This is a genomic window from Acidithiobacillus sp. AC3 (assembly GCF_050261095.1).
Classification (GTDB): Bacteria; Pseudomonadota; Gammaproteobacteria; order Acidithiobacillales; family Acidithiobacillaceae; genus Igneacidithiobacillus; species Igneacidithiobacillus copahuensis.
Genome location: NZ_CP189838.1, coordinates 335,601 through 356,446, shown reverse-complemented (window position 1 = coordinate 356,446; position 20,846 = coordinate 335,601). Strand labels below are relative to the sequence as shown.

The window sequence follows — 20,846 nt, the reverse complement described above, 5'->3', positions numbered from 1 at the left end:
CCCAGCGGCAGGCGAGACCTTGCGCTATTTGTTTACCTATCCTAAAAATCACACCTCAGAACGGTATGTCATCATCTTCAAACTGCTCCACCGGAGGGCGCGAAGAGCTCTTGGCCGCGCTTTGCGGAGCAGCATAGCTTTCTTGCTGACCGTCGTCGAAGTTTGCGGTGCCGCCACCGCGCCCGCCCACCAGTTGCAGGCGATCACCCACAATCTCGGTAGTATAGCGCTCCTGGCCTTCCTTATCGGTCCATTTGCGCGTCTGCAGGCGTCCCTCGACGTAGGCCATGCTACCTTTTTTCAGATATTCACCAGCGATCTCTGCGGTGCGCCCAAACAACACCACGCGGTGCCACTCCGTGCGCTCCTGGCGATTGCCCTCGCGATCCTTGAAGGTTTCCGACGTGGCCAGATTGAGATTGGCAATGGCCCCGCCGCTGGGCTGATAGCGCATCTCGGGATCACGCCCCAAGTGCCCGAGTAGTATGACTTTATTCACTCCCGCCATGATTTCTCTCCTGATGACCGGGGACGCGCGTCCCGATAGCCCGTATACTATCCCATTCTGACGGCCAACAAAGCAAACGGCATGGATCATATCGAAATTCGCGGTGCCCGCACGCACAATCTCAAAAATATCAGCCTGCGCCTGCCCCGCGATCAACTCATCGTGATTACCGGCCTCTCCGGCTCTGGCAAGTCCTCGCTGGCCTTCGACACCCTCTACGCCGAAGGGCAGCGCCGCTATGTGGAGAGTCTTTCGGCCTATGCGCGGCAGTTTCTTTCCCTGATGGGCAAGCCCGATGTCGATGCCATTGAGGGACTGTCGCCTGCCATTGCCATCGAACAGAAATCGACCTCCCACAATCCGCGCTCCACGGTTGGTACCGTCACCGAAATTCACGATTATCTGCGCCTGCTCTATGCCCGCGTGGGTACGCCGTGGTGCTGTGGCGAACCGATTCAAAGCCAGAGCATCGCCCAGATGCTCGATCAGATCCTCAGCTGGGAGAGTGGAACCCGCATCCTGGTTCTGGCTCCCGTACTCCGCGATCGTAAGGGCAGCCACGAGGAGATTTTCCAGGGATTACGCGCCCGTGGTCTGGTGCGCGCGCGCGTCGATGGACAACTCTGTGAGCTGGAAGAGCCCCCGGTGCTGGATCCCAAACGCAAACACCGCATCGAAGCGGTGGTCGATCGCCTGATTCTGCGCGACGATGTTCGGGGACGTCTGGCAGAATCGCTGGAGAGCGCGATGGCCATGGGTGACGAGGAGGCGATCGTGGTCAATCTGGACGAAGAAAAGGAACATTTTTTCTCTGCCCGCCACGCCTGCCACCAATGTGGCCGATCCTTCCCGGCCCTCGAACCCCGGCTCTTTTCTTTCAACAACCCGGCAGGCGCTTGCCCTCGTTGCGATGGGCTCGGTGAAATCAACATCTTCGATCCCCAATTGATCATCCCCAACCCAGCGCTGAGCATTGCCGATGGTGCGATTGCGCCCTGGCGACAACGCCAGAATGATATGCATCCAGTGTTGCACGCCCTGGCCCAACGCCTGGATTTTTCTCTGGAAAGCGCCTGGAAGGAACTACCTGATACGGTGCAGGATATTCTTCTGCACGGTTTCTCCGAGCCCTTGGCGATCCGTGGACGTAACGGCAAAGCGGAAACCCAGCGTTTCTCCGGAGTCATCCCCGTCCTGGAAAAACGTCTGCGCGAAACGCAATCGCAACTGTTACGCGAGGAGATCCTGCGCTTCATGGGGCGCCTGCCCTGCCCCGACTGCGGCGGTAGTCGCCTGCGTTCCGAGGCGCGCATGGTGCGCGTGGGTGCACTCGCCGTGCACGAGTTTTCCGCCCTGTCGATCGGCAAGGCCGTGCGCTCTATCGAAGATCTCCAGCTTGCTGGCAAGGAAGCGGTCATCGCCGAGCGGATCCTCAAGGAGATCCATGATCGCCTGCAGTTTCTCATGGACGTCGGGCTCGACTACCTGACCCTTGATCGCTCCGCCGAGACCCTGTCCGGTGGCGAAGCACAGCGCATTCGTCTCGCCTCCCAAATTGGTGCCGGCCTGGTCGGCGTCATGTATGTTCTGGATGAGCCTTCCATCGGCCTGCACCAACGGGACAACGATCGCTTGCTGCAGACCCTGAAACGCCTGCGCGATCTGGGCAACACCGTAATCGTGGTCGAACATGATGAGGATGCCATCCGCGCCGCCGATTATCTGGTCGATATGGGCCCCGCTGCTGGCGTGCATGGCGGCGAGGTGGTGGCCAGCGGTCATCCGGCAAGCGTGGCCCGTAGCGCCGCTTCCCTAACCGGGAAATACCTGCGCGGAGAACTTTGTATCGCCACGCCCGAACGTCGCCGTCCGCCAGACAACGAGCGGATCTTACGGCTCGTCGGCGCGCGTGGACACAATCTGCGCGACGTAACTCTGGAAATCCCCCTCGGGCTCTTCACCTGTGTCACCGGGGTCAGTGGATCCGGCAAATCCACGCTGATCAACGACACCCTTTTCCCGGCCTGCTCTCGCCGGCTGATGAACAGCCATCTCACCCCCGCCCCATATGAGCAGCTCCTCGGCTTGGAGCATCTCGACAAGGTCATCTCCATCGATCAAAGCCCCATCGGCCGCACCCCGCGCAGCAATCCGGCGACCTATAGCGGGCTGTTCACTGCCGTGCGGGAGCTCTTTGCCGGCACCAACGAGGCCCGCGCGCGCGGCTATGGGCCAGGTCGTTTCAGCTTCAATGTGAAAGGTGGGCGCTGCGAGGCCTGCGAAGGCGAAGGCGTCTTACGGGTGGAAATGCACTTTCTCCCCGACGTCTATGTCGAGTGCGACGTCTGTCACGGACGGCGCTACAAACGCGAGACCCTGGAGATCCACTACAAGGGAAAGTCCATCCACGATGTGTTGCAGATGACGGTCGAGGAGGCTGCGGATTTTTTCGCCGCCGTACCAAGTATCGCCCGTAAACTAGGAACCTTGCTCGACGTAGGTCTTGGTTATATTCAACTGGGTCAGTCCGCGACCACCCTTTCTGGCGGCGAGGCGCAACGGGTGAAGCTCGCGCGCGAGCTTTCCCGTCGGGACACTGGTCGCACCCTCTACATCCTCGACGAACCGACCACCGGCCTGCACTTTCACGATATCGCGATGTTGCTGAGCGTACTACAGAAGCTCGTTGACGCCGGTAACAGCGTGGTGGTCATCGAGCACAATCTCGACGTCATCAAAAGCGCCGACTGGCTGGTAGATCTCGGACCGGAAGGCGGCAGTGGAGGGGGTCAGATCATCGCCAAAGGCACTCCGGAACAACTGATTACGGCGCAACATTCCCATACCGGCCACTATCTGGCACGACACTTGGCAGTAGAAGCAGAAAAGGGCTGAGAGCCGCCAGGCTCCCAGCCCCGTTGCGGGACGCCGCCCCGTCAGGAAGCGCTGGCTTCGCGATCCACCAGCTCAACGATTGCGAGCGGCGCGTTATCACCCGCACGAAACCCGTACTTGACGATACGCAGATAGCCACCAGGCCTTGCCTTGTAATGCGGGCCCAGTTCATCAAAGAGTTTGACTACCGCCGCGCGATCACGAAGACGAGAAAACGCCAAACGCCGCCGCGCCACCGTAGGCTCCTTGGCCAGGGTAATCATCGGCTCGGCAAAGCGCCGCAGTTCCTTGGCCTTGGGTAAGGTGGTGACGATGCGCTCGTGCGCAAAAAGCGAGACCATCATGTTCGCGAACATTGCCCGCCGATGGCTGCTGTTACGATTCAGTTTTTTTCCACTATTGCCATGACGCATGACGTCACACTCCCCAAATAAAAAGTAACGACTCAGTCTGCCTCGACGGCATCTTTATTACCCAGCGGTGGTAAGCCCTCGGGCGGCCAATTCTGCAGCCGCATCCCCAGAGATAGGCCCTTGCCGCCCAAGATTTCCTTGATCTCTGTCAGAGATTTGCGACCAAGATTCGGCGCCTTCAAGAGCTCATTTTCCGATTTCTGCACCAGATCACCGATATAGAAGATATCCTCGGCCTTGAGACAATTCAGCGAACGCACGGTCAACTCGAGATCATCCACCGGCCGTTCCAGCAGAGGCATCAGATCCTCGACCACAGCAACTTTCCCCAGCTCTTCTACGGCGGGCATTTCGCCGCCAACAAACACGTCCAACTGCTGCCGGAGTATGCGGGCCGCCTCCTGAATGGCAGCCAAGGGCTCGATTGTCCCATTGGTTTCGACGTCAAGAATCAGGCGATCAAGGTCGGTACGCTGTTCCACCCGGGCACTCTCTACCTGAAAACTGACACGACGCACCGGGCTAAAGCTGGCATCGAGAGCCAGCACACCGATCCGCTTTTCGTGATCACGCAAGCGCGTCGCGGCCGCCTGATAGCCGCGACCAAAGTCGAGACGCAAATGCATCACCATCTCGACGTCCCGGGTAATGGTCGCGATAACGTGCCCTGGATTCGCTACCTCGACTCCATGCTCGGCGACGATATCGGCGCCGGTGACGGGCCCCGGTCCGCGCTTGCGCACGGTAATGGTCTGCGACTCCTGACGGTTACTACGGATCGCCAGCTGCTTCAGATTCAGGAGAATATCCACGACATCCTCCTGCACCCCTTCCAGACTGGCGTATTCGTGCAGGACGCCCTCGATTTCGACCTCGGTAACTGCAACCCCTTTCAGCGAGGAAAGGAGGATCCGCCGCAGTGAATTACCGAGAGTGTGCCCAAAACCACGTTCTAGAGGACCCAAACTGACGCGGGCGGAATGCGCACCGGTCGTTTCGATTTCGTAATTCTGCGGACACAACAGCTCGCCAACTTCAGCCATAAATAATCCTCGTTGCTCCGTATTACTTGGAGTAGAGTTCCACCACCATCTGCTCGTTCAAATCCTGCGGCATTTCGTCGCGCACAGGGACGGCCTTGATAGTGGCACTGAGTGCCTTGGAATCGACGCTGAGCCACTCGGGGAAGCCACGACCTTCTGCTGCCTCTACAGCGCCCAGAATACGTGCATGTTCCTTGGCAACAGCGGTAACCGCTACGACATCACCGGCCCGAACCTGATAAGAAGGAATGTCCACTCGCTTGCCGTTGACGGTAAGGTGGCCATGCCGCACCACTTGGCGCGCCTCAGCACGCGAAGAGCCAAAGCCAGCGCGATAGGCAATATTGTCCAGCCGCAATTCCAGGAAACGCAAAAGCAGCTCACCGGTCACGCCCTTTTTCTGAGAAGCTGCAGCGAAGTAGCGCCGGAACTGCCCCTCGAGAATACCATAGACACGTCGCACCTTTTGCTTTTCACGCAACTGCGTACCGTATTCACTGACGCGCCCACGGCGCTGCCCGTGTTGACCCGGCGCATAGGCACGGACCACAACTGGACACTTATCAGAAAAACACTTTTCACCCTTCAGAAAGAGCTTGCCACCTTCGCGCCGGCATTGACGGCAACTGGGGCCGGTATATTTAGCCACTACCTACCTCCAAAAAAATCAAACACGCCGCTTTTTGGGCGGACGGCAGCCATTGTGTGGGATCGGCGTCACGTCGCGGATGCTAGTGATGCGAAAACCAACGGAATGCAGGGCACGTACCGTGCTCTCTCGCCCGGGTCCCGGCCCACTCACCTCGACATCGAGGTTCTTCAGACCGTACTCTTGCGCCCGGCGACCGGCGTTTTCCGCGGCGACCTGAGCGGCAAACGGGGTACTCTTCCGCGAACCGCGGAAGCCGGACCCGCCTGAGCTGGCCCACGCCAGCGCATTGCCCTGCCGGTCGCTGATGGTAATTATGGTATTATTGAAGGAGGCGTAAATATGCGCGACGCCATCCACAACGTTCTTCTTGACTTTCTTCCGTACGCGCACATTCGTCTGTGTCTTAGCCATGCTATCGATCCTTCAGCTTCAGCGGGCGATGGGCTTCGCCGGACCCTTACGGGTACGTGCGTTGGTTTTGGTCCGTTGACCATGTACTGGGAGACCGCGGCGATGACGGATACCGCGATAGCAGCCGAGATCCATGAGCCGTTTGATGCTCATGGTGACTTCCCGGCGCAGGTCGCCTTCGACCACATACTTACCGACCTCGGTGCGAATGCGCTCGAGCTCGCCTTCGCTAATATCTTTTACGCGAACCGCGGTATCGACCTCTGCCGCCGCAAGAATGTCGCGGGACCGAGTGGCTCCAATGCCGTAAATATACGTCAAAGCGACACCAATCTGCTTGTTGTTCGGAATATTGACACCAGCAATGCGGGCCATTCCCTACTCCTTCCCATTCATCATAGTCAACCCTATCACCACACTCATCCCTGCCGCTGCTTATGCCGCGGTTCGACGCAGATCACCCGAACGACACCGTTACGCCGGATGATTTTGCAATTACGGCAAAGTCTTTTCACCGATGCCCGAACTTTCATGGAACGCCTCCTTACTTGGCGCGATAGGTGATGCGCCCCTTGCTCAGGTCGTAAGGCGTCATCTCCACAGTGACCTTATCTCCAGGCAGAATCCGTATGTAGTGCATACGCATCTTCCCAGAGATGTGCGCATTGACCACAAAACCATTTTCCAGACGCACCTTGAAGGTTGCGCTTGGTAGGTTTTCTATGACTTCTCCCTGCATTTCGAGAGTGTCTTCCTTGGCCATCCCTTTACCTCAACAAAACCCGAATACGGTCGGTGACCGCCGCACTGCTACCGGTGCCATCCACCTCAGCGTACCCGGCCCGAGCGCGGTAGAAAGAAACCAGCGGCGCCGTCTCGGCTGCGTACACCGCCAGCCGATGCCGAATTACCTCAGGCTGGTCATCGTCGCGCTGAAAGAGTTCTCCACCACACCGGTCGCATCGTCCCGCAACTTTTGGTGGCTGGAAACGCACATGGTAAATGGCACCACAGTTGCGACACACACGCCGCCCGGACAGTCGATCGACGATTTCTTCATCATCAAGCACGATGTGCAGGACATGCGCAATCGCAACGCTGCGAGCCAGCAAATGGTCGAGCCCTTCAGCCTGCACCACCGTGCGTGGGAAACCGTCGAATACAACTCCCTTCTGCGCGTCGCACTCCTGTAGCCGCTCCGACACAATGCCCAGTATGATCTCGTCACTGACCAAAGCGCCTGACTCCATCACTGCCTTGGCCCGTTTACCCATCTCGCTGCCGGCAGCAACAGAGGCGCGGAGCATATCACCAGTCGAAACATGAGGCAAGCCCAACTCAGCGGACAACACCTTGGCCTGGGTACCCTTACCGACCCCCGGGGCGCCGAGTAGGATAATGTGTCCAGCATACGTCATGGTTATCGCTTACCTTGCTGGCCGCTCTTGCGCAGCAAACCTTCGTACCGATGAGTGAGCAAATGGCTCTGGATCTGTGCCATCAGGTCCATCATAACGACGACGACGATGAGCAGGCTGGTACCACCAAAGTAAAACGGCACGTTGTATTCCGTGATCAGGAACTCTGGCAACAGACACACCACGGTGAGGTAAATAGCTCCCCACAGAGTGAGACGGCTCAAGACGCGATCCATATACTTTGATGTCTGCTCTCCCGGCCGCAGTCCGGGAACGAAGGCACCGGACTTCTTCAAGTTATCTGCCGTTTCCCGCGGATTGAACACCATAGCCGTGTAGAAAAAGGCAAAGAATACGATGGCAATAGTGAATACCACATCGTACAAGGTGGTCCCGGGACTCAACGCCTGTCCAATCCGAGCCAACCACTCCATGCCAGGCACGTTGGCAAACCAGCCGGCGAGGGTAGCAGGTAGAAGCAGGATGCTGGTAGCGAAGATCGGCGGAATCACCCCGGACATGTTCACCTTGAGGGGCATGTGGGTGCTCTGACCGCCATAAATCTTGCGTCCTACTTGCCGCTTGGCGTACTGAATTGGGATACGTCGCTGTGCGCTCTCCATAAAGACGACGAAGGCGAGAACCACCAGCGCCAAGACAAAAATGGCCAGAGCAAAGAGCGGCTGAAACTGCCCGGTACGCACGAGCTCCAACATGGTGGCGAGGGCCTGGGGCAGACCAGCTACGATCCCCGCAAATATGATGAGGGAGATACCGTTGCCAATGCCTCGTTCCGTGATCTGCTCGCCCAGCCACATCAAGAATACGGTGCCCGCCGAAAGAGTGATTGTAGTGGTAAAAAGAAACAGTGGACCGGGGTCGATCACCACCGGTACCGAGCCGCCGTGCATCTTCTCGATGGCAACGGCAATGCCTAACCCTTGCAGGAGAGACAATACAACCGTGGCGTAGCGAGTGTATTCGGTAATTTTCCGGCGCCCGGCTTCCCCCTCCTTTTTCAGCTCCTCCAGCTGCGGGATGACCGCCCCGCCCAACTGAAAAATGATGGATGCACTGATATATGGCATGATGCCCAACGCAAAAACCGTGAGTCGCGATAGCGCGCCTCCGGAAAACATGTTGAACATACCGAGAATGGTTCCCTGTTCCTGGTGGAAAAAGGAAGCCATTGCCGCAGGATCGATACCGGGAACGGGAATATGGGCGCCGATGCGGAAAACCAACAACGCCCCCAGCAAGAAGAAGATTCGCCGCCGCAATTCCGCAATGTTGCCCGCACCCTGCGCGGCATTGCTCAGTACGCCGAGGGTGTTGGCCATTGTTATTCCTCTACCTGACCGCCAGCGGCCTCAATGGCCTGCCGCGCGCCGGCGCTGACACGCAGGCCTTTGACGGTGATCGCGGCTTCCAGCTTGCCCGTCCGGATGACTTTGATCTGATCGACATCACCGCGGACAAAGCGGCGCAAGCGCAGAGCCTCGGCATCTGCTACACCGCTAATCGCAGCGCTGGCGAGCATGTCGAGGGTCACTTCGACCACCACCGAAGCACCAGCATTGCGAAAACCACGTTTCGGGATACGCCGCTGCAAAGGCATCTGCCCACCCTCAAAGCCGACCTTGTGGTAGCCACCAGAACGAGCGTGCTGTCCCTTGTGTCCCCTTCCCGCGGTCTTGCCGAAGCCGCTACCAATGCCACGACCGACCCGCACACGCTCCTTCTTGGCGCCTGGCGCAGGTGCAATGGTATTCAATTTCATGACTGTTCTTCCCAACGTAAGAGATACGGTATTTTCTGAATCATACCGCGAACCTCAGGAGTATCACGGAGTTCCACGCTGTGACCGGTACGTCGCAAGCCCAGGCCACGAACCGTAGCGCGGTGCTTTTCCGTTATCCCGATCAGACTGCGGACCAAGGTAATGCGCAGGGTCTTACTCATTTTCCGACCCTCCATGTTCGCGAATTTCCCGCAAGGTCTTGCCACGCTTCATGGCGATGGACTGAGGACTCGCCAGTTTGGAAAAGGCATCGAAGGTTGCGCGCACGACATTGATGGGATTATTGGATCCCAACGATTTGGCCACCACATTGCGTAACCCCACCGCCTCACACACCGCGCGCATGGCACCGCCGGCGATGACCCCGCTACCCTCAGAGGCCGGCCGAAGAATAACCCGGGCCGCGCCATGACGCCCTTCCACCGGAAACGGGATGGTGCCCCGCATCAACGGCACATGGGTAAGGTAACGACGGGCCTGATCGGTGGCTTTTTGGATACCAGCAGGCACTTCCTTGGCCTTGCCTCGTCCAAAGCCAACCTTTCCATCTCCGTCACCCACTACCATCAAGGCGGCAAAGCCAAACTGGCGCCCACCCTTGACCACCTTTGATACGCGGTTGATGTGGATGAGCTTTTCCAACATTCCATCACTCGGCTGTTGGCTTTCGCGATTCTCTCTTGCCATTGTCAATACTCCGTCAGAAGGACAGGCCGCTTTCGCGTGCTGCCTCGGCGAGGGCTTTTACCCGACCGTGGTAGCGATAACCGCTGCGGTCAAAAGCCACCTCGGTAATCCCCAGACCTTTGGCCTTTTCTGCGACGCGCTTACCGATGAGGGCCGCGCTATCGGTACTACCACCGTTTTTGATGGTACCACGCACATCTTTCTCCAACGAAGACGCCTGGGTAAGCACCCGCCCCTGGGCATCGTCGATGATTTGCGCGTAGATATGCTTGCCGGAACGATAGACCGCCAAACGCAGCTTGCCCTGTCCGGCGATGCGGGCGCGGGTCTTTTTGGCCCGACGCAACCGACTGATATTCTTGTCCATTGCTGATCCCCTCACTTCTTCTTGGCTTCTTTGCGCCGGACTTGCTCACCGGCATAGCGCACGCCCTTGCCCTTATAAGGCTCCGGCGGCCGATACGCGCGGATATCCGCCGCCACCTGCCCGACCATCTGCTTATCCACGCCGCGGATGACGATTTCCGTCTGCGTCGGCGTCTCGATAGTGATCGACTCGGGGACCGGATACTCGACCGGGTGGGAGAATCCGAGACTCAGGCCCAGCGTCTTACCCTTGGCCTGCGCTCGATAGCCGACGCCGATGATTTCCAGCTTGCGCTCAAAGCCCTGGGACACGCCATGGACCATATTGGCGAGCAACGCACGAGTGGTGCCCGCATGATGCACAACATCCTCTTGCCAATTGATACTCGCTCTGTCGCCCTCGACGTGAATTTCGACACCGTTTTGCAGGGCCATGGCGAGCTGCCCCTTGGGGCCCTTCACCGTGACTTGACCGGCGTCGATGCGAACCTCGACGCCCTTGGGCAAACTGACTGGTTGTTTCGCTACGCGTGACATGCTTCCCCCTTACGCGACGACGCAGAGCACTTCGCCGCCGATACCCTCGGCTCGCGCGGCGCGGTCGGTCATGATACCGCGCGACGTGGAGACGATGGCGATACCGTAGCCGTCGCGCACCCGTGGCAGCTCTTGCGCACCGCGGTAAATACGCACACCGGGACGACTAATCCGCCGAATCTCGGAGATCACCCCTTCCCCTGCATAATACTTCAAGGTAATCCGCAGGCTGGGATGACCGGCAAGGATATCGTCTGCGACTTCCGCGATGTAGCCTTCGTCCAGTAATACCCGAGCGATCGCCCGTTTCAGCTTGGACGCTGGGATCTGGACAGAATTCTTGCCCACTGCCTGCGCGTTACGAATGCGCGTCAGCATATCTGCGATAGGATCTGTAATGCTCATCTTTCCCTCACCAACTGCTCTTCACGATGCCGGGGATGTTGCCGGCCGAAGCATGCTTCCGCAGGCAAAGACGGCACAGTCCAAACTTGCGATAGTAACCATGGGCGCGCCCGCAAAGCTGGCAGCGGTGGTAGGCGCGTACGCGAAATTTCGGCGCCCGCGCTGCCTTGGCGATCATCGATTTCTTTGCCATAACTCTGCTCTCCTCAGGCGCGGAACGGCATTTTGAAAGCCTTGAGCAAGCCCAGGGCCTCCGCATCGTTCTTGGCAGTGGTCGTAAAGGTCACGTCCATTCCTCGCAGTCGGTCGATTTTGTCGTACTCGATCTCCGGGAAAATGATCTGTTCCTTTACCCCCATCGAATAGTTTCCCCTGCCATCGAAGGATTTCGGCGACAGGCCGCGAAAATCCCGGATGCGCGGGATGGCAATACTCACCAGGCGATCCAGAAATTCGTACATGCGCTCACCACGCAAGGTCACCATGCAGCCAATCGGATAGCCGTCGCGAATCTTGAAGGCCGCAACAGACTTCCGCGCTTTGGTGACGATCGGCTTCTGGCCAGCGATCTTCGTCATATCACCAACGGCAGCTTCGAGCACCTTCTTGTCGCCGACTGCCTCACCGACCCCCATGTTGATGGTGATCTTCTGCAGGCGCGGAACCTCCATGACGCTCTTGAAACCGAACTCCTGAATCAGCCGCGGTACGATCTGATCCTTGTATACTTTTTGCAACCGTGCTTCCATTTCTACCTGCCCCCTCAATGCTTCGCCAGCTGTTCGCCGTTGCTTTTGAATACGCGAACCTTGCTGCCATCGGCGAGGAACTTGAAACCAACGCGGTCGGCCTTACCCGTAGCCGGGTTGTAAATCGCGAGCTTGCACAACTGCACCGGCGCTTCCTTCTCTACGATGCCGCCACCGTTACCCATGCGATCCGGGCGTTGATGCCGCTTGATCATATTCACTTTTTCCACGATGGCGCGGTCTTCCTCGGGCAACACGTGCAATACCTTGCCACGCTTGCCCTTGTCCTTACCGCTGAGCACCACCACTTCATCGTCTTTGCGAATCTTGCTCATGCTCAACTCCTACAACACTTCGGGCGCGAGCGAAATGATCTTCATGAAATTGGCGCCACGCAGCTCGCGGGTGACCGGGCCAAAAATACGCGTGCCAATCGGCTGCAACTGGTTGTTGAGCAGCACCGCAGCGTTGTTGTCGAAGCGGATCACCGACCCGTCCTCGCGCCGAACGCCCTTGCGGGTACGCACAATGAGGGCATTGTATACATCACCCTTCTTGACCTTACCGCGCGGTGCTGCGTCCTTGATGCTGACCTTGATGACGTCGCCAATATCCGCGTAGCGCCGGTGCGAGCCGCCGAGAACCTTGATGCACATCACCTCGCGGGCGCCGCTGTTGTCCGCCACGGCTAGCCGACTCTGCATTTGAATCATGATGCGACTCCTTCCGCAATGGCATGCCCAACTACCGACACCAGGCGCCAAGTCTTGGTCTTGGAAATCGGCCGGCATTCTTCGATGCGCACGGTATCACCGATCTGGCAACTGTTGTCCTGATCGTGAGCGTGGAATTTCTTCGACCGCCGTATGTACTTTTTGTACAGGGGGTGCTGGATACGACGTTCGACAAGGACGACAATGGTCTTATCCATCCGATTGCTGACCACGGTGCCCACCAGACTCCGAGGATTCTGTTCTGTGCTCATTGGCTCACCTTCGCCTTCTTCGTGATCTCGGTACGTATCCGTGCTATGTCGCGACGCACGCCGCGCAGGCGGGCGCTGTTCGCTAGCTGCCCGGTGCCATGTTGCATACGCAGTTTGAATTGCTCTTCGAGGAGCGCAAGCAACTGGGTCTGACACTCAGACGCCGATAGCTGGCTCAAGTCTTGTCCTTTCATCCCATCACCCGCCGTTCTACCACAATGGTCTGCACCGGCAGTTTGGCAGCTCCGAGCCGCAGGGCCTCGCGTGCTACCTCTTCCGTTACACCTTCCATTTCATACAAAACCTTACCGGGCTGAATCAACGCCACCCAGTATTCCGGGTTTCCCTTACCCTTACCCATACGCACTTCCGCTGGTTTTTTGCTGATCGGCTTGTCGGGGAAGATCCGCACCCAGATCCGTCCACCACGGCGCACATGACGGTTGATGGCTCGCCTAGCGGCCTCGATCTGCCGCGCCGTGACGCGCCCGCGCGTCGTCGCTTTGAGACCATACTCACCAAAGCTCACTTTGCTGCCGCGCGTGGCGAGGCCGCGATTACGACCCTTGTGCTGTTTGCGAAACTTGGTCCGTTTTGGTTGCAACATCACCGCTCTCCTTACTTCTGCGCGGCAGCAACGCTAGCTGCGCTGCTCCATTCGAGAATTTCGCCCTTGAAGATCCAGACCTTGACGCCGATAATCCCATAGGTCGTCTTGGCCTCGGCGAAGCCGTAGTCGATGTCTGCGCGGAGGGTATGCAGAGGAACGCGTCCCTCGCGGTACCACTCGGTCCGCGCGATCTCCGCACCGCCCAGGCGCCCAGCACAGTTGATCCGCATTCCCTGAGCGCCAAAACGCATCGCGTTGGTAACGGCACGCTTCATTGCCCGGCGGAACATGACTCGCCGCTCCAACTGCTGAGCCACGTTCTCGGCGACCAGCTGGGCATCCAGCTCTGGCTTGCGAATCTCTTCGACGTTGACGTGCACTGGAATCCCCATGCGCTTTTGCACTTCCGCACGCAGATTCTCAATATCCTCGCCCTTCTTGCCGATGACTACCCCGGGCCGCGCCGTGTGCAGCGTGATACGCGCACTGCGCGCGGGCCGCTCTACGGTGATATCGGAGATCGCCGCACCACTCAGGCGCTTGCGAATGAAATCACGGATACGGATATCTTCGAGCAATTTGTCTTTGAAATCTGCCTTTCCGTACCAGCGCGAGTTCCAATTCTTAATGATTCCCAGACGCAGTCCGATTGGATTCGTTTTCTGACCCATGTTTTCCTCGCTTACTGTTCGGCTACGACAATGGTGATGTGGCTGGTGCGCTTCAAAATCCGCGTGCCGCGTCCCTTCGCGCGGGCAGCGAAGCGCTTCAACACCGAACCGCCGTCGATCATGATCGATTCAACCACCAAGGCATCGACATCGGCGCCTTCGTTGTTCTCGGCATTGGCGATGGCGGACTCCAAGCATTTGCGAATCGGCAACGCCGCCTTTTTCTGGGTAAAACGCAGGATATCCAACGCCTTATCCACCGGCATTCCGCGCACCAGGTCAGCCACCAGGCGAGCCTTTTGCGGCGACATCTGCAATCCTTTCAATACTGCCGTTGATCTCATCTCCGTGTCCTCAACGCTTGGCTTTCTTGTCGGCTACGTGGCCCTTGAAGGTCCGGGTCAGGGCAAACTCGCCGAGCTTGTGCCCCACCATGTTCTCGTTGACCACAACGGGTATGTGCTGTTTTCCGTTATGCACGGCAAAGGTCAAACCGATAAAATCGGGCGTAATGGTGGAACGACGCGACCAGGTCTTGATCGGCTTGCGACTATTGCTCGCCTGAGCTTCCTGGACTTTTTTGTCGAGATGCTGGTCCACGAAAGGACCCTTCTTGATGGAACGTGGCACGACGAATTCCTCTCCCCTGATCAGGACTTCCGGCGGCGGACGATCATGCCGCTGGTACGTTTGTTGCGACGGGTACGATACCCCTTGGTCGGCTGCCCCCAGGGCGACACCGGATGACGCCCACCCGAGGTGCGACCCTCACCACCACCGTGTGGGTGATCGACCGGGTTCATGGCCACGCCGCGTACCGTGGGACGGATACCCCGCCAGCGGGTGGCACCGGCCTTGCCCAACTGCCGCGTCCCATGCTCGTCGTTGCCGACAACACCCAATGTGGCGCGGCAGGATACATGAATTTTGCGCACTTCACCAGAGCGCAAGCGAATCTGCGCGTAGTCTCCCTCACGCGCCATCAGCTGCGCGGAGGCGCCAGCCGAACGGGCAATCTGCCCGCCCTTGCCAGGACGCAATTCGATATTGTGGACCACGCTACCTACCGGAATCTTGCGCAGCGGCATACAGTTACCGGCACGCACCGGCGTCTCTTCGCCAGAGATCAGGGTGTCACCAGCGGACACGCCTTTGGGAGCGAGGATATAACGACGCTCACCGTCGGCGTAACAGAGCAGAGCCAAATGGGCGCTGCGGTTGGGATCGTATTCGATCCGCTCCACCTTGGCAGGTATGTCATTCTTGTTACGACGAAAATCAACCAAGCGATAATGCTGACGATGTCCACCACCGGCATGCCGGCGCGTCACTCGTCCATTGTGGTTGCGACCGCCAGTGTGTGCTTGACTGGAGGTCAACGCTTTGACCGGAGCGCCTTTGTGCAGCTCCGGATTGACCACCTTGATGACGAAACGACGTCCAGCGGAGGTCGGTTTGGTTCGTACGAGAGCCATGTTTATCCCCTATCTCTCTCAGGCAATGCCAAGGTCGATGCTGTTGCCTTCGGCAAGACGCACGTAGGCTTTCTTCCAGGAAGAGCGACGCCCAGCATGGCGTCCCATACGCTTCGCCTTACCCGCGTAGTTCAGTGTCTGTACGGACAGTACATTGACTTGGAACAGCCGTTCGACCGCGGACTTGATCTCGCTCTTGGTGGCGTCACGCGCGACCCGGAAAGCGTACTGATTTGCTGCCTGGGTCTGCATGGTGCTTTTCTCGCTCACGATCGGCGCAAGCAAGACCAGAAACTGACGTTCGTTATTCATCCATACACCTCCGCAAACTTGTTGGCGGCGGCGGCGTCCATCAACACTCGCCCGTATCGCAGGAGGTCTGCGGGACCTACATCCTGCCACTCGGCCAAGCCGACGTGCGGAAAATTCCGCAGCGACAAAAAGAAATTGATCGGGGCTTCTGCCAACACTACCAGCACGTCATCACCACCTGCGGCTTGCAACCAAGTCCGTCCGTGCTTGGCCTTGGGTTCGGCAAAATCTTCTGCGGCGATGATCTGTAACCGATCCTGCCGAAGCAACTCCGCCAGCGCACTGCGCATGGCACCGGCCCACATTTTCTTGTTGACCTTTTGTTTGTAACTTTGCGTCACGCCAGGGAAGGCGCGGCCACCGCCGCGCCAGATGGGACTCCGGATACTGCCCGCACGCGCACGACCGCCACCTTTCTGTTTCCAGGGCTTGCGACCGCCGCCGCGAACGGCGGCACGATTCTTCTGCACCGCTGTACCGCTGCGCAGGCCCGCCAGTTGCGCGACCACCACCTGATGCAGTAACGCTTCGTTGTAGGGCGCGTCGAACACGGCGTCCGCCAGCTCTATCTTATCGCCCTTGCCACTACTGATATGAATGCTTTCTACTTCCATCGTCGTGCTCCCGTTTACCCGCGCACGGTGGGACGCAGTACAACATCCCCCTCGTTAGCGCCGGGCACACTGCCCTTAATCATCACGAGACGCCGCTCGACATCGACACGTACGACCTCGAGATTCAGAGTCGTTACCCGCTCGTTGCCCAAATGCCCGGCCATCTTCTTGCCTTTGAACACCCGACCGGGAGTCTGACGACAACCAATGGAGCCCGGGGCCCGGTGGGATAGCGAATTACCGTGGCTGGCGCGATTACTGCGAAAGTTGTGACGCTTGATGGCACCCGCAAAACCCTTACCCTTGCTGATACCCGTCACGTCAATCCGCTGTCCCACCGTAAACATGTCCAGCGACAGCTCTTGTCCAGCTTGATAAGAACCGGACTCATTCAGCCGAAACTCACGCAAAAAACGGCGCGGCTCAACGGCGGCCTTACGGAAATGTCCGGCCATTGCCGAGCTCAAACGTTGTGGCCGGACACTACCTACACCGACCTGGATCGACTCATACCCGTCGCCGTCTTTGCTCTTTACCTGGGTCACGACGTTTTCTGCGACGTGGATAACGGTAACCGGAACCACCTTGCCACCCTCGCCAGCCACCCGCGTCATACCGATCTTGCGACCTATCATGCCGATCGTCATTATTTTCTCCTTACAGCTTGATCTCTACATCGACGCCCGCCGCAAGGTCGAGCTTGATGAGCGCATCGACGGTCTTGTCGTTGGGGTCAAGAATATCCATGAGCCGCTTATGAGTGCGTTGCTCGAACTGGTCACGGGCATTTTTGTCCACGTGCGGCGAACGCAGCACGGTGAAGCGCTCGATCTTGGTGGGCAGCGGAATCGGACCACAGACCCGCGCGCCGGTGCGGCGCGCAGTCTCGACGATCTCCGCGGCGGAGATGTCGAGCATCCGGTAGTCGTAAGACTTCAGGCGAATACGAATCTTGGAACCTTCCATCACTCCACCACCTTCGAAACGACGCCGGCGCCGACGGTACGGCCGCCTTCGCGCACCGCAAAACGCAGACCGTCTTCCATCGCGATCGGGGCGATCAGCGTGACCTTGAACTGTACGTTGTCTCCCGGCATCACCATCTCCACGCCTTCCGGCAGATCAACCGCTCCCGTCACGTCCGTGGTACGGAAGTAAAACTGCGGTCGATAGCCATTGAAAAACGGCGTGTGGCGACCACCCTCTTCCTTCGACAAGACGTACACTTCGGCTTCAAACTTGGTGTGCGGCTTGATGGTACCCGGCTTCGCCAGGACCTGCCCACGCTCCACTTCGTCCTTCTTGGTGCCGCGCAGCAAGACGCCAACATTGTCTCCCGCCTGCCCCTGATCCAGAATCTTGCGGAACATCTCGACACCCGTCACCGTGGTCTTGGTCGTCGGACGAATACCCACAATCTCGACTTCCTCACCAACCTTGACCATGCCGCGCTCAATACGCCCCGTCACTACCGTACCACGACCGGAAATACTGAAAACGTCTTCAATCGGCATCAGGAAGGTCTTGTCCACCGGACGCTCGGGCATCGGAATGTAGCTGTCCATCGCGTCCGCCAACTTGAAAATCGCCGGCTCGCCAATGTCACTCTGATCCCCTTCCAGGGCCTTCAGCGCCGAGCCAATCACCACCGGAATGTCATCACCCGGGAACTCGTACTTGGACAGCAGCTCGCGCACTTCCATCTCGACCAGTTCCAGCAACTCGGCGTCATCTACCATGTCAGCCTTGTTCAGGAATACAACGATGTACGGCACGCCCACCTGACGCGCCAACAGGATGTGCTCGCGGGTCTGCGGCATCGGGCCATCAGCAGCCGAGCAGACGAGAATCGCGCCGTCCATCTGTGCAGCGCCGGTGATCATGTTCTTGACGTAGTCGGCGTGCCCAGGGCAGTCCACATGCGCGTAGTGACGGTTCGCCGTCTCATACTCCACATGCGAGGTCGCAATCGTGATGCCGCGCGCACGCTCTTCCGGCGCGTTGTCAATCTGATCATAGGCCCGAATCTCGCCACCAAACTTCGCCGACAATACCTTCGTCAGCGCCGCCGTCAGCGTGGTCTTGCCGTGATCCACGTGACCAATCGTTCCCACGTTTACGTGCGGCTTCGTCCGCTCAAACTTTCCTTTGGACATGACTACCTTCTCCCGTTACAACTCAGCGCTGACTTTTCTTGACGACGGCCTCGGCAACATGCCCAGGCACTTCCATATACTTCTCGAACTGCATACTGTAAGTGGCTCGCCCCTGCGACAGGGATCGCACCGTGGTGGCATACCCGAACATCTCTGCCAGCGGGACTTCGGCCTTGATGATCTTGGCGCCTGCCTCATCATCCATACCTTGCATCACTCCGCGGCGACTATTGATGTCGCCAATGATGTCGCCCATGTACTCTTCCGGCGTCACCACTTCCACTGCAAAGATGGGCTCGAGCAACACCGGGTTTGCCTTGGCGGCACCTGCCTTGAAGCCCATGGATCCAGCGATCTTGAACGCCGCCTCGGAAGAGTCGACGTCATGATAGGAGCCATCGAAGATGGTAACCTTGACATCCACCACCGGAAAGCCGGCGACTATACCACTTTCCAAAGCCTCTTGCACACCCTTTTCGGTTGGCCCGATGTATTCTTTAGGGACCACACCGCCGACTACCGCGTTTTCGAACAGAAAGCCTGAACCGGGCTCGAGTGGCTCAAGACGCAACCAGACGTGGCCGTACTGACCACGACCACCGGACTGCCGCACGAACTTACCCTCGGCCTCGACAGACTTACGAATCGTTTCGCGATAAGCCACCTGTGGCGCACCTACGGTCGCCTCGACGTTGAATTCGCGCTTCATACGGTCGACGATGATCTCCAGATGCAGCTCCCCCATACCAGAGATGATAGTCTGACCGGATTCCTGGTCGGTGCGCACCCGGAAGGAGGGATCCTCTTGGGCCAATTTGCCCAGCGCGATACCCATCTTCTCCTGATCACTCTTGGTCTTGGGCTCTACCGCCACGTGAATGACCGGCTCAGGGAATTCCATCTGCTCCAGGATGATGGTCTTATCCATATCACAGAGGGTATCGCCGGTGTATGCCGTTTTCAGACCCACAGCCGCGGCGATGTCGCCGGCCAGCACTTCCTTGATTTCCTGCCGTTCATTGGCATGCATCTGCAGGATGCGGCCGATGCGCTCGCGCTGTCCGCGTCCTGGGTTATAGACCGTGGATCCTGCATTGAGTACGCCGGAATACACGCGGAAGAAGGTGAGCTGTCCGACAAAAGGATCCGTCATGATCTTGAACGCCAACGCCGAGAACGGCTCCGTATCACTGGCAGCACGACTCATATCAGCGCCGGTATCGGGATCCGTCCCCTTCACGGCCGGGATGTCGACTGGCGAGGGCATGTAATCCAGAACTGCGTCCAACATGGCCTGCACGCCCTTGTTCTTGAACGCACTACCACAAAGCACCGGAACGATTTCGCTGGCAATTGTCGCCTTGCGCAGGGCAATCTTGAGCTCGTCAATGGAAATCTCCTCGCCCTCGAGGTATTTCATCATCAACTCTTCATCGGTGTCGCAAATCGCTTCCACCATCACATGATGCGCTGCCTCAGCGGCTTCCTGGAGGTCGGCAGGGATCTCTTCTTCGACAAAGGTGGTGCCTTGGGTCGCGTCGTCCCAGTTGATCGCCTTCATCTTCATCAGATCGATCACACCACGGAAGCGCTCTTCCTCACCAATCGGCAGCTGGATGGCCACGGCGTTGCCTTTCAGCTTGCTGCGGATCTGTTCCACCACGCGCTGAAAATTGGCACCCTGGCGGTCCATCTTGTTGACGAAGGCCATGCGTGGCACGCCATATTTGTTGGCCTGCCGCCATACGGTTTCCGACTGCGGCTGCACGCCGCCAACAGCACAGAATACGGCGACGGCGCCGTCGAGCACACGCAGAGAGCGCTCGACTTCGATGGTGAAATCGACGTGTCCGGGCGTATCGATGATGTTGATACGATGCTCGGCACGCTTGGCATCCATACCCTTCCAGAAACAGGTGGTCGCCGCGGAGGTGATAGTGATGCCACGCTCCTGCTCCTGCGCCATCCAGTCCATGACCGCTGTACCTTCGTGCACCTCACCGATTTTGTGGGAGACACCGGTGTAGAACAGGATGCGTTCGGTAGTAGTGGTCTTACCAGCATCAATGTGGGCCATGATGCCGATGTTACGATAACGTTCGATGGGGGTTGTGCGCGCCACGAATGAGTCCTTGCGA

At 58.4% G+C, this 20,846-nt stretch carries 34 protein-coding genes; 1 reads left to right on the top strand and 33 read right to left on the bottom strand.

The window, feature by feature from the left end:
- Window positions 1–55: 55 nt before the first annotated feature.
- Window positions 56–508: a single-stranded DNA-binding protein gene (gene ssb / locus ACQAYK_RS01730; protein ID WP_215871565.1), complete on the bottom strand. Its 453-nt coding sequence runs from the start codon at window positions 506–508 to the stop codon at window positions 56–58.
- An 81-nt stretch (window positions 509–589) separates the two neighbouring features.
- On the opposite strand from ssb, the gene uvrA reads away from it, so the two are divergent.
- On the top strand, window positions 590–3,403 hold the full coding sequence (gene uvrA / locus ACQAYK_RS01725) for an excinuclease ABC subunit UvrA (RefSeq protein ID WP_215871566.1): 2,814 nt from the start codon (window positions 590–592) through the stop codon (window positions 3,401–3,403).
- 41 nt (window positions 3,404–3,444) lie between these two features.
- Here the strand turns inward: uvrA and rplQ are convergent, their stop codons facing one another.
- The 32 genes from rplQ to fusA are packed head-to-tail and all read right to left on the bottom strand — an operon-like array spanning window position 3,445 to window position 20,830.
- Window positions 3,445–3,816, bottom strand: a complete 372-nt coding sequence (gene rplQ, locus ACQAYK_RS01720; RefSeq protein WP_215871567.1) for a 50S ribosomal protein L17 — start codon at window positions 3,814–3,816, stop codon at window positions 3,445–3,447.
- 32 nt (window positions 3,817–3,848) lie between these two features.
- Complete coding sequence (locus ACQAYK_RS01715; RefSeq protein WP_215871568.1) at window positions 3,849–4,859, bottom strand: DNA-directed RNA polymerase subunit alpha; 1,011 nt, start codon at window positions 4,857–4,859, stop codon at window positions 3,849–3,851.
- Window positions 4,860–4,881: 22 nt separating this feature from the next.
- Window positions 4,882–5,508 (bottom strand): 30S ribosomal protein S4, encoded by a 627-nt coding sequence (gene rpsD, locus ACQAYK_RS01710; RefSeq protein ID WP_215871569.1) that lies wholly within the window; start codon window positions 5,506–5,508, stop codon window positions 4,882–4,884.
- A gap of 18 nt (window positions 5,509–5,526) precedes the next feature.
- Entirely contained in the window at window positions 5,527–5,922 is a 396-nt protein-coding gene (rpsK, locus tag ACQAYK_RS01705; protein WP_215871570.1) for a 30S ribosomal protein S11, read from the bottom strand.
- 18 nt (window positions 5,923–5,940) lie between these two features.
- A complete protein-coding gene (gene rpsM, locus ACQAYK_RS01700; RefSeq protein ID WP_215871571.1) occupies window positions 5,941–6,297 on the bottom strand; it encodes a 30S ribosomal protein S13 in 357 nt (118 codons plus the stop codon).
- A 44-nt stretch (window positions 6,298–6,341) separates the two neighbouring features.
- Window positions 6,342–6,455, bottom strand: a complete 114-nt coding sequence (gene rpmJ, locus ACQAYK_RS01695; RefSeq protein WP_215871572.1) for a 50S ribosomal protein L36 — start codon at window positions 6,453–6,455, stop codon at window positions 6,342–6,344.
- 11 nt (window positions 6,456–6,466) lie between these two features.
- Window positions 6,467–6,685 carry a translation initiation factor IF-1 gene (infA, locus tag ACQAYK_RS01690; RefSeq protein WP_215871573.1) on the bottom strand — a complete coding sequence of 73 codons (219 nt, stop codon included), beginning with the start codon at window positions 6,683–6,685 and terminating at the stop codon, window positions 6,467–6,469.
- Window positions 6,686–6,689: 4 nt separating this feature from the next.
- Entirely contained in the window at window positions 6,690–7,340 is a 651-nt protein-coding gene (locus tag ACQAYK_RS01685; protein WP_215871574.1) for an adenylate kinase, read from the bottom strand.
- 2 nt (window positions 7,341–7,342) lie between these two features.
- Window positions 7,343–8,680 (bottom strand): preprotein translocase subunit SecY, encoded by a 1,338-nt coding sequence (secY, locus tag ACQAYK_RS01680; protein WP_215871575.1) that lies wholly within the window; start codon window positions 8,678–8,680, stop codon window positions 7,343–7,345.
- 2 nt (window positions 8,681–8,682) lie between these two features.
- Complete coding sequence (gene rplO / locus ACQAYK_RS01675; RefSeq protein WP_215871576.1) at window positions 8,683–9,120, bottom strand: 50S ribosomal protein L15; 438 nt, start codon at window positions 9,118–9,120, stop codon at window positions 8,683–8,685.
- Complete coding sequence (rpmD, locus tag ACQAYK_RS01670; protein WP_215871577.1) at window positions 9,117–9,302, bottom strand: 50S ribosomal protein L30; 186 nt, start codon at window positions 9,300–9,302, stop codon at window positions 9,117–9,119. Before rpmD ends, rplO begins: the two co-directional genes overlap by 4 nt.
- Window positions 9,295–9,828: a 30S ribosomal protein S5 gene (rpsE, locus tag ACQAYK_RS01665; RefSeq protein WP_215871578.1), complete on the bottom strand. Its 534-nt coding sequence runs from the start codon at window positions 9,826–9,828 to the stop codon at window positions 9,295–9,297. The genes rpmD and rpsE overlap by 8 nt, the downstream gene beginning before the upstream one ends.
- 13 nt (window positions 9,829–9,841) lie before the next feature.
- The gene (gene rplR, locus ACQAYK_RS01660; protein ID WP_215871579.1) at window positions 9,842–10,195 is read right to left on the bottom strand and encodes a 50S ribosomal protein L18; all 354 of its coding nucleotides are present in this window, start codon (window positions 10,193–10,195) and stop codon (window positions 9,842–9,844) included.
- A gap of 11 nt (window positions 10,196–10,206) precedes the next feature.
- Window positions 10,207–10,731: a 50S ribosomal protein L6 gene (gene rplF, locus ACQAYK_RS01655; RefSeq protein ID WP_215871580.1), complete on the bottom strand. Its 525-nt coding sequence runs from the start codon at window positions 10,729–10,731 to the stop codon at window positions 10,207–10,209.
- A 9-nt stretch (window positions 10,732–10,740) separates the two neighbouring features.
- Window positions 10,741–11,136: a 30S ribosomal protein S8 gene (gene rpsH / locus ACQAYK_RS01650; protein WP_215871581.1), complete on the bottom strand. Its 396-nt coding sequence runs from the start codon at window positions 11,134–11,136 to the stop codon at window positions 10,741–10,743.
- Window positions 11,137–11,143: 7 nt separating this feature from the next.
- Window positions 11,144–11,329 (bottom strand): type Z 30S ribosomal protein S14, encoded by a 186-nt coding sequence (locus ACQAYK_RS01645; RefSeq protein WP_215871582.1) that lies wholly within the window; start codon window positions 11,327–11,329, stop codon window positions 11,144–11,146.
- A gap of 13 nt (window positions 11,330–11,342) precedes the next feature.
- Window positions 11,343–11,885 carry a 50S ribosomal protein L5 gene (gene rplE, locus ACQAYK_RS01640; protein ID WP_215871583.1) on the bottom strand — a complete coding sequence of 181 codons (543 nt, stop codon included), beginning with the start codon at window positions 11,883–11,885 and terminating at the stop codon, window positions 11,343–11,345.
- Between the two features lie 14 nt (window positions 11,886–11,899).
- Window positions 11,900–12,220 (bottom strand): 50S ribosomal protein L24, encoded by a 321-nt coding sequence (gene rplX / locus ACQAYK_RS01635; protein WP_215871584.1) that lies wholly within the window; start codon window positions 12,218–12,220, stop codon window positions 11,900–11,902.
- A gap of 9 nt (window positions 12,221–12,229) precedes the next feature.
- Window positions 12,230–12,598 carry a 50S ribosomal protein L14 gene (gene rplN / locus ACQAYK_RS01630; protein ID WP_215871585.1) on the bottom strand — a complete coding sequence of 123 codons (369 nt, stop codon included), beginning with the start codon at window positions 12,596–12,598 and terminating at the stop codon, window positions 12,230–12,232.
- On the bottom strand, window positions 12,595–12,870 hold the full coding sequence (gene rpsQ, locus ACQAYK_RS01625) for a 30S ribosomal protein S17 (protein ID WP_215871586.1): 276 nt from the start codon (window positions 12,868–12,870) through the stop codon (window positions 12,595–12,597). The genes rplN and rpsQ overlap by 4 nt, the downstream gene beginning before the upstream one ends.
- On the bottom strand, window positions 12,867–13,064 hold the full coding sequence (gene rpmC / locus ACQAYK_RS01620; protein ID WP_215871587.1) for a 50S ribosomal protein L29: 198 nt from the start codon (window positions 13,062–13,064) through the stop codon (window positions 12,867–12,869). The genes rpsQ and rpmC overlap by 4 nt, the downstream gene beginning before the upstream one ends.
- Window positions 13,061–13,477 (bottom strand): 50S ribosomal protein L16, encoded by a 417-nt coding sequence (gene rplP, locus ACQAYK_RS01615; RefSeq protein ID WP_215871588.1) that lies wholly within the window; start codon window positions 13,475–13,477, stop codon window positions 13,061–13,063. The genes rpmC and rplP overlap by 4 nt, the downstream gene beginning before the upstream one ends.
- Before the next feature lie 11 nt (window positions 13,478–13,488).
- Entirely contained in the window at window positions 13,489–14,151 is a 663-nt protein-coding gene (gene rpsC, locus ACQAYK_RS01610; protein WP_215871589.1) for a 30S ribosomal protein S3, read from the bottom strand.
- A gap of 11 nt (window positions 14,152–14,162) precedes the next feature.
- Complete coding sequence (rplV, locus tag ACQAYK_RS01605; RefSeq protein ID WP_215871590.1) at window positions 14,163–14,495, bottom strand: 50S ribosomal protein L22; 333 nt, start codon at window positions 14,493–14,495, stop codon at window positions 14,163–14,165.
- A gap of 10 nt (window positions 14,496–14,505) precedes the next feature.
- The gene (rpsS, locus tag ACQAYK_RS01600) at window positions 14,506–14,781 is read right to left on the bottom strand and encodes a 30S ribosomal protein S19 (protein ID WP_215871591.1); all 276 of its coding nucleotides are present in this window, start codon (window positions 14,779–14,781) and stop codon (window positions 14,506–14,508) included.
- A 20-nt stretch (window positions 14,782–14,801) separates the two neighbouring features.
- Entirely contained in the window at window positions 14,802–15,626 is an 825-nt protein-coding gene (gene rplB, locus ACQAYK_RS01595; RefSeq protein WP_480082224.1) for a 50S ribosomal protein L2, read from the bottom strand.
- A gap of 18 nt (window positions 15,627–15,644) precedes the next feature.
- Window positions 15,645–15,938 carry a 50S ribosomal protein L23 gene (gene rplW / locus ACQAYK_RS01590; RefSeq protein WP_215871593.1) on the bottom strand — a complete coding sequence of 98 codons (294 nt, stop codon included), beginning with the start codon at window positions 15,936–15,938 and terminating at the stop codon, window positions 15,645–15,647.
- Complete coding sequence (gene rplD, locus ACQAYK_RS01585; protein ID WP_215871594.1) at window positions 15,935–16,552, bottom strand: 50S ribosomal protein L4; 618 nt, start codon at window positions 16,550–16,552, stop codon at window positions 15,935–15,937. The genes rplW and rplD overlap by 4 nt, the downstream gene beginning before the upstream one ends.
- Before the next feature lie 14 nt (window positions 16,553–16,566).
- On the bottom strand, window positions 16,567–17,199 hold the full coding sequence (gene rplC / locus ACQAYK_RS01580) for a 50S ribosomal protein L3 (RefSeq protein ID WP_215871595.1): 633 nt from the start codon (window positions 17,197–17,199) through the stop codon (window positions 16,567–16,569).
- 10 nt (window positions 17,200–17,209) lie between these two features.
- Window positions 17,210–17,518 (bottom strand): 30S ribosomal protein S10, encoded by a 309-nt coding sequence (gene rpsJ / locus ACQAYK_RS01575; protein ID WP_215871596.1) that lies wholly within the window; start codon window positions 17,516–17,518, stop codon window positions 17,210–17,212.
- Window positions 17,518–18,708: an elongation factor Tu gene (gene tuf / locus ACQAYK_RS01570; RefSeq protein WP_255790042.1), complete on the bottom strand. Its 1,191-nt coding sequence runs from the start codon at window positions 18,706–18,708 to the stop codon at window positions 17,518–17,520. The genes rpsJ and tuf overlap by 1 nt, the downstream gene beginning before the upstream one ends.
- Window positions 18,709–18,730: 22 nt before the next feature.
- Complete coding sequence (gene fusA / locus ACQAYK_RS01565; protein WP_215871763.1) at window positions 18,731–20,830, bottom strand: elongation factor G; 2,100 nt, start codon at window positions 20,828–20,830, stop codon at window positions 18,731–18,733.
- Window positions 20,831–20,846 lie beyond the last annotated feature (16 nt).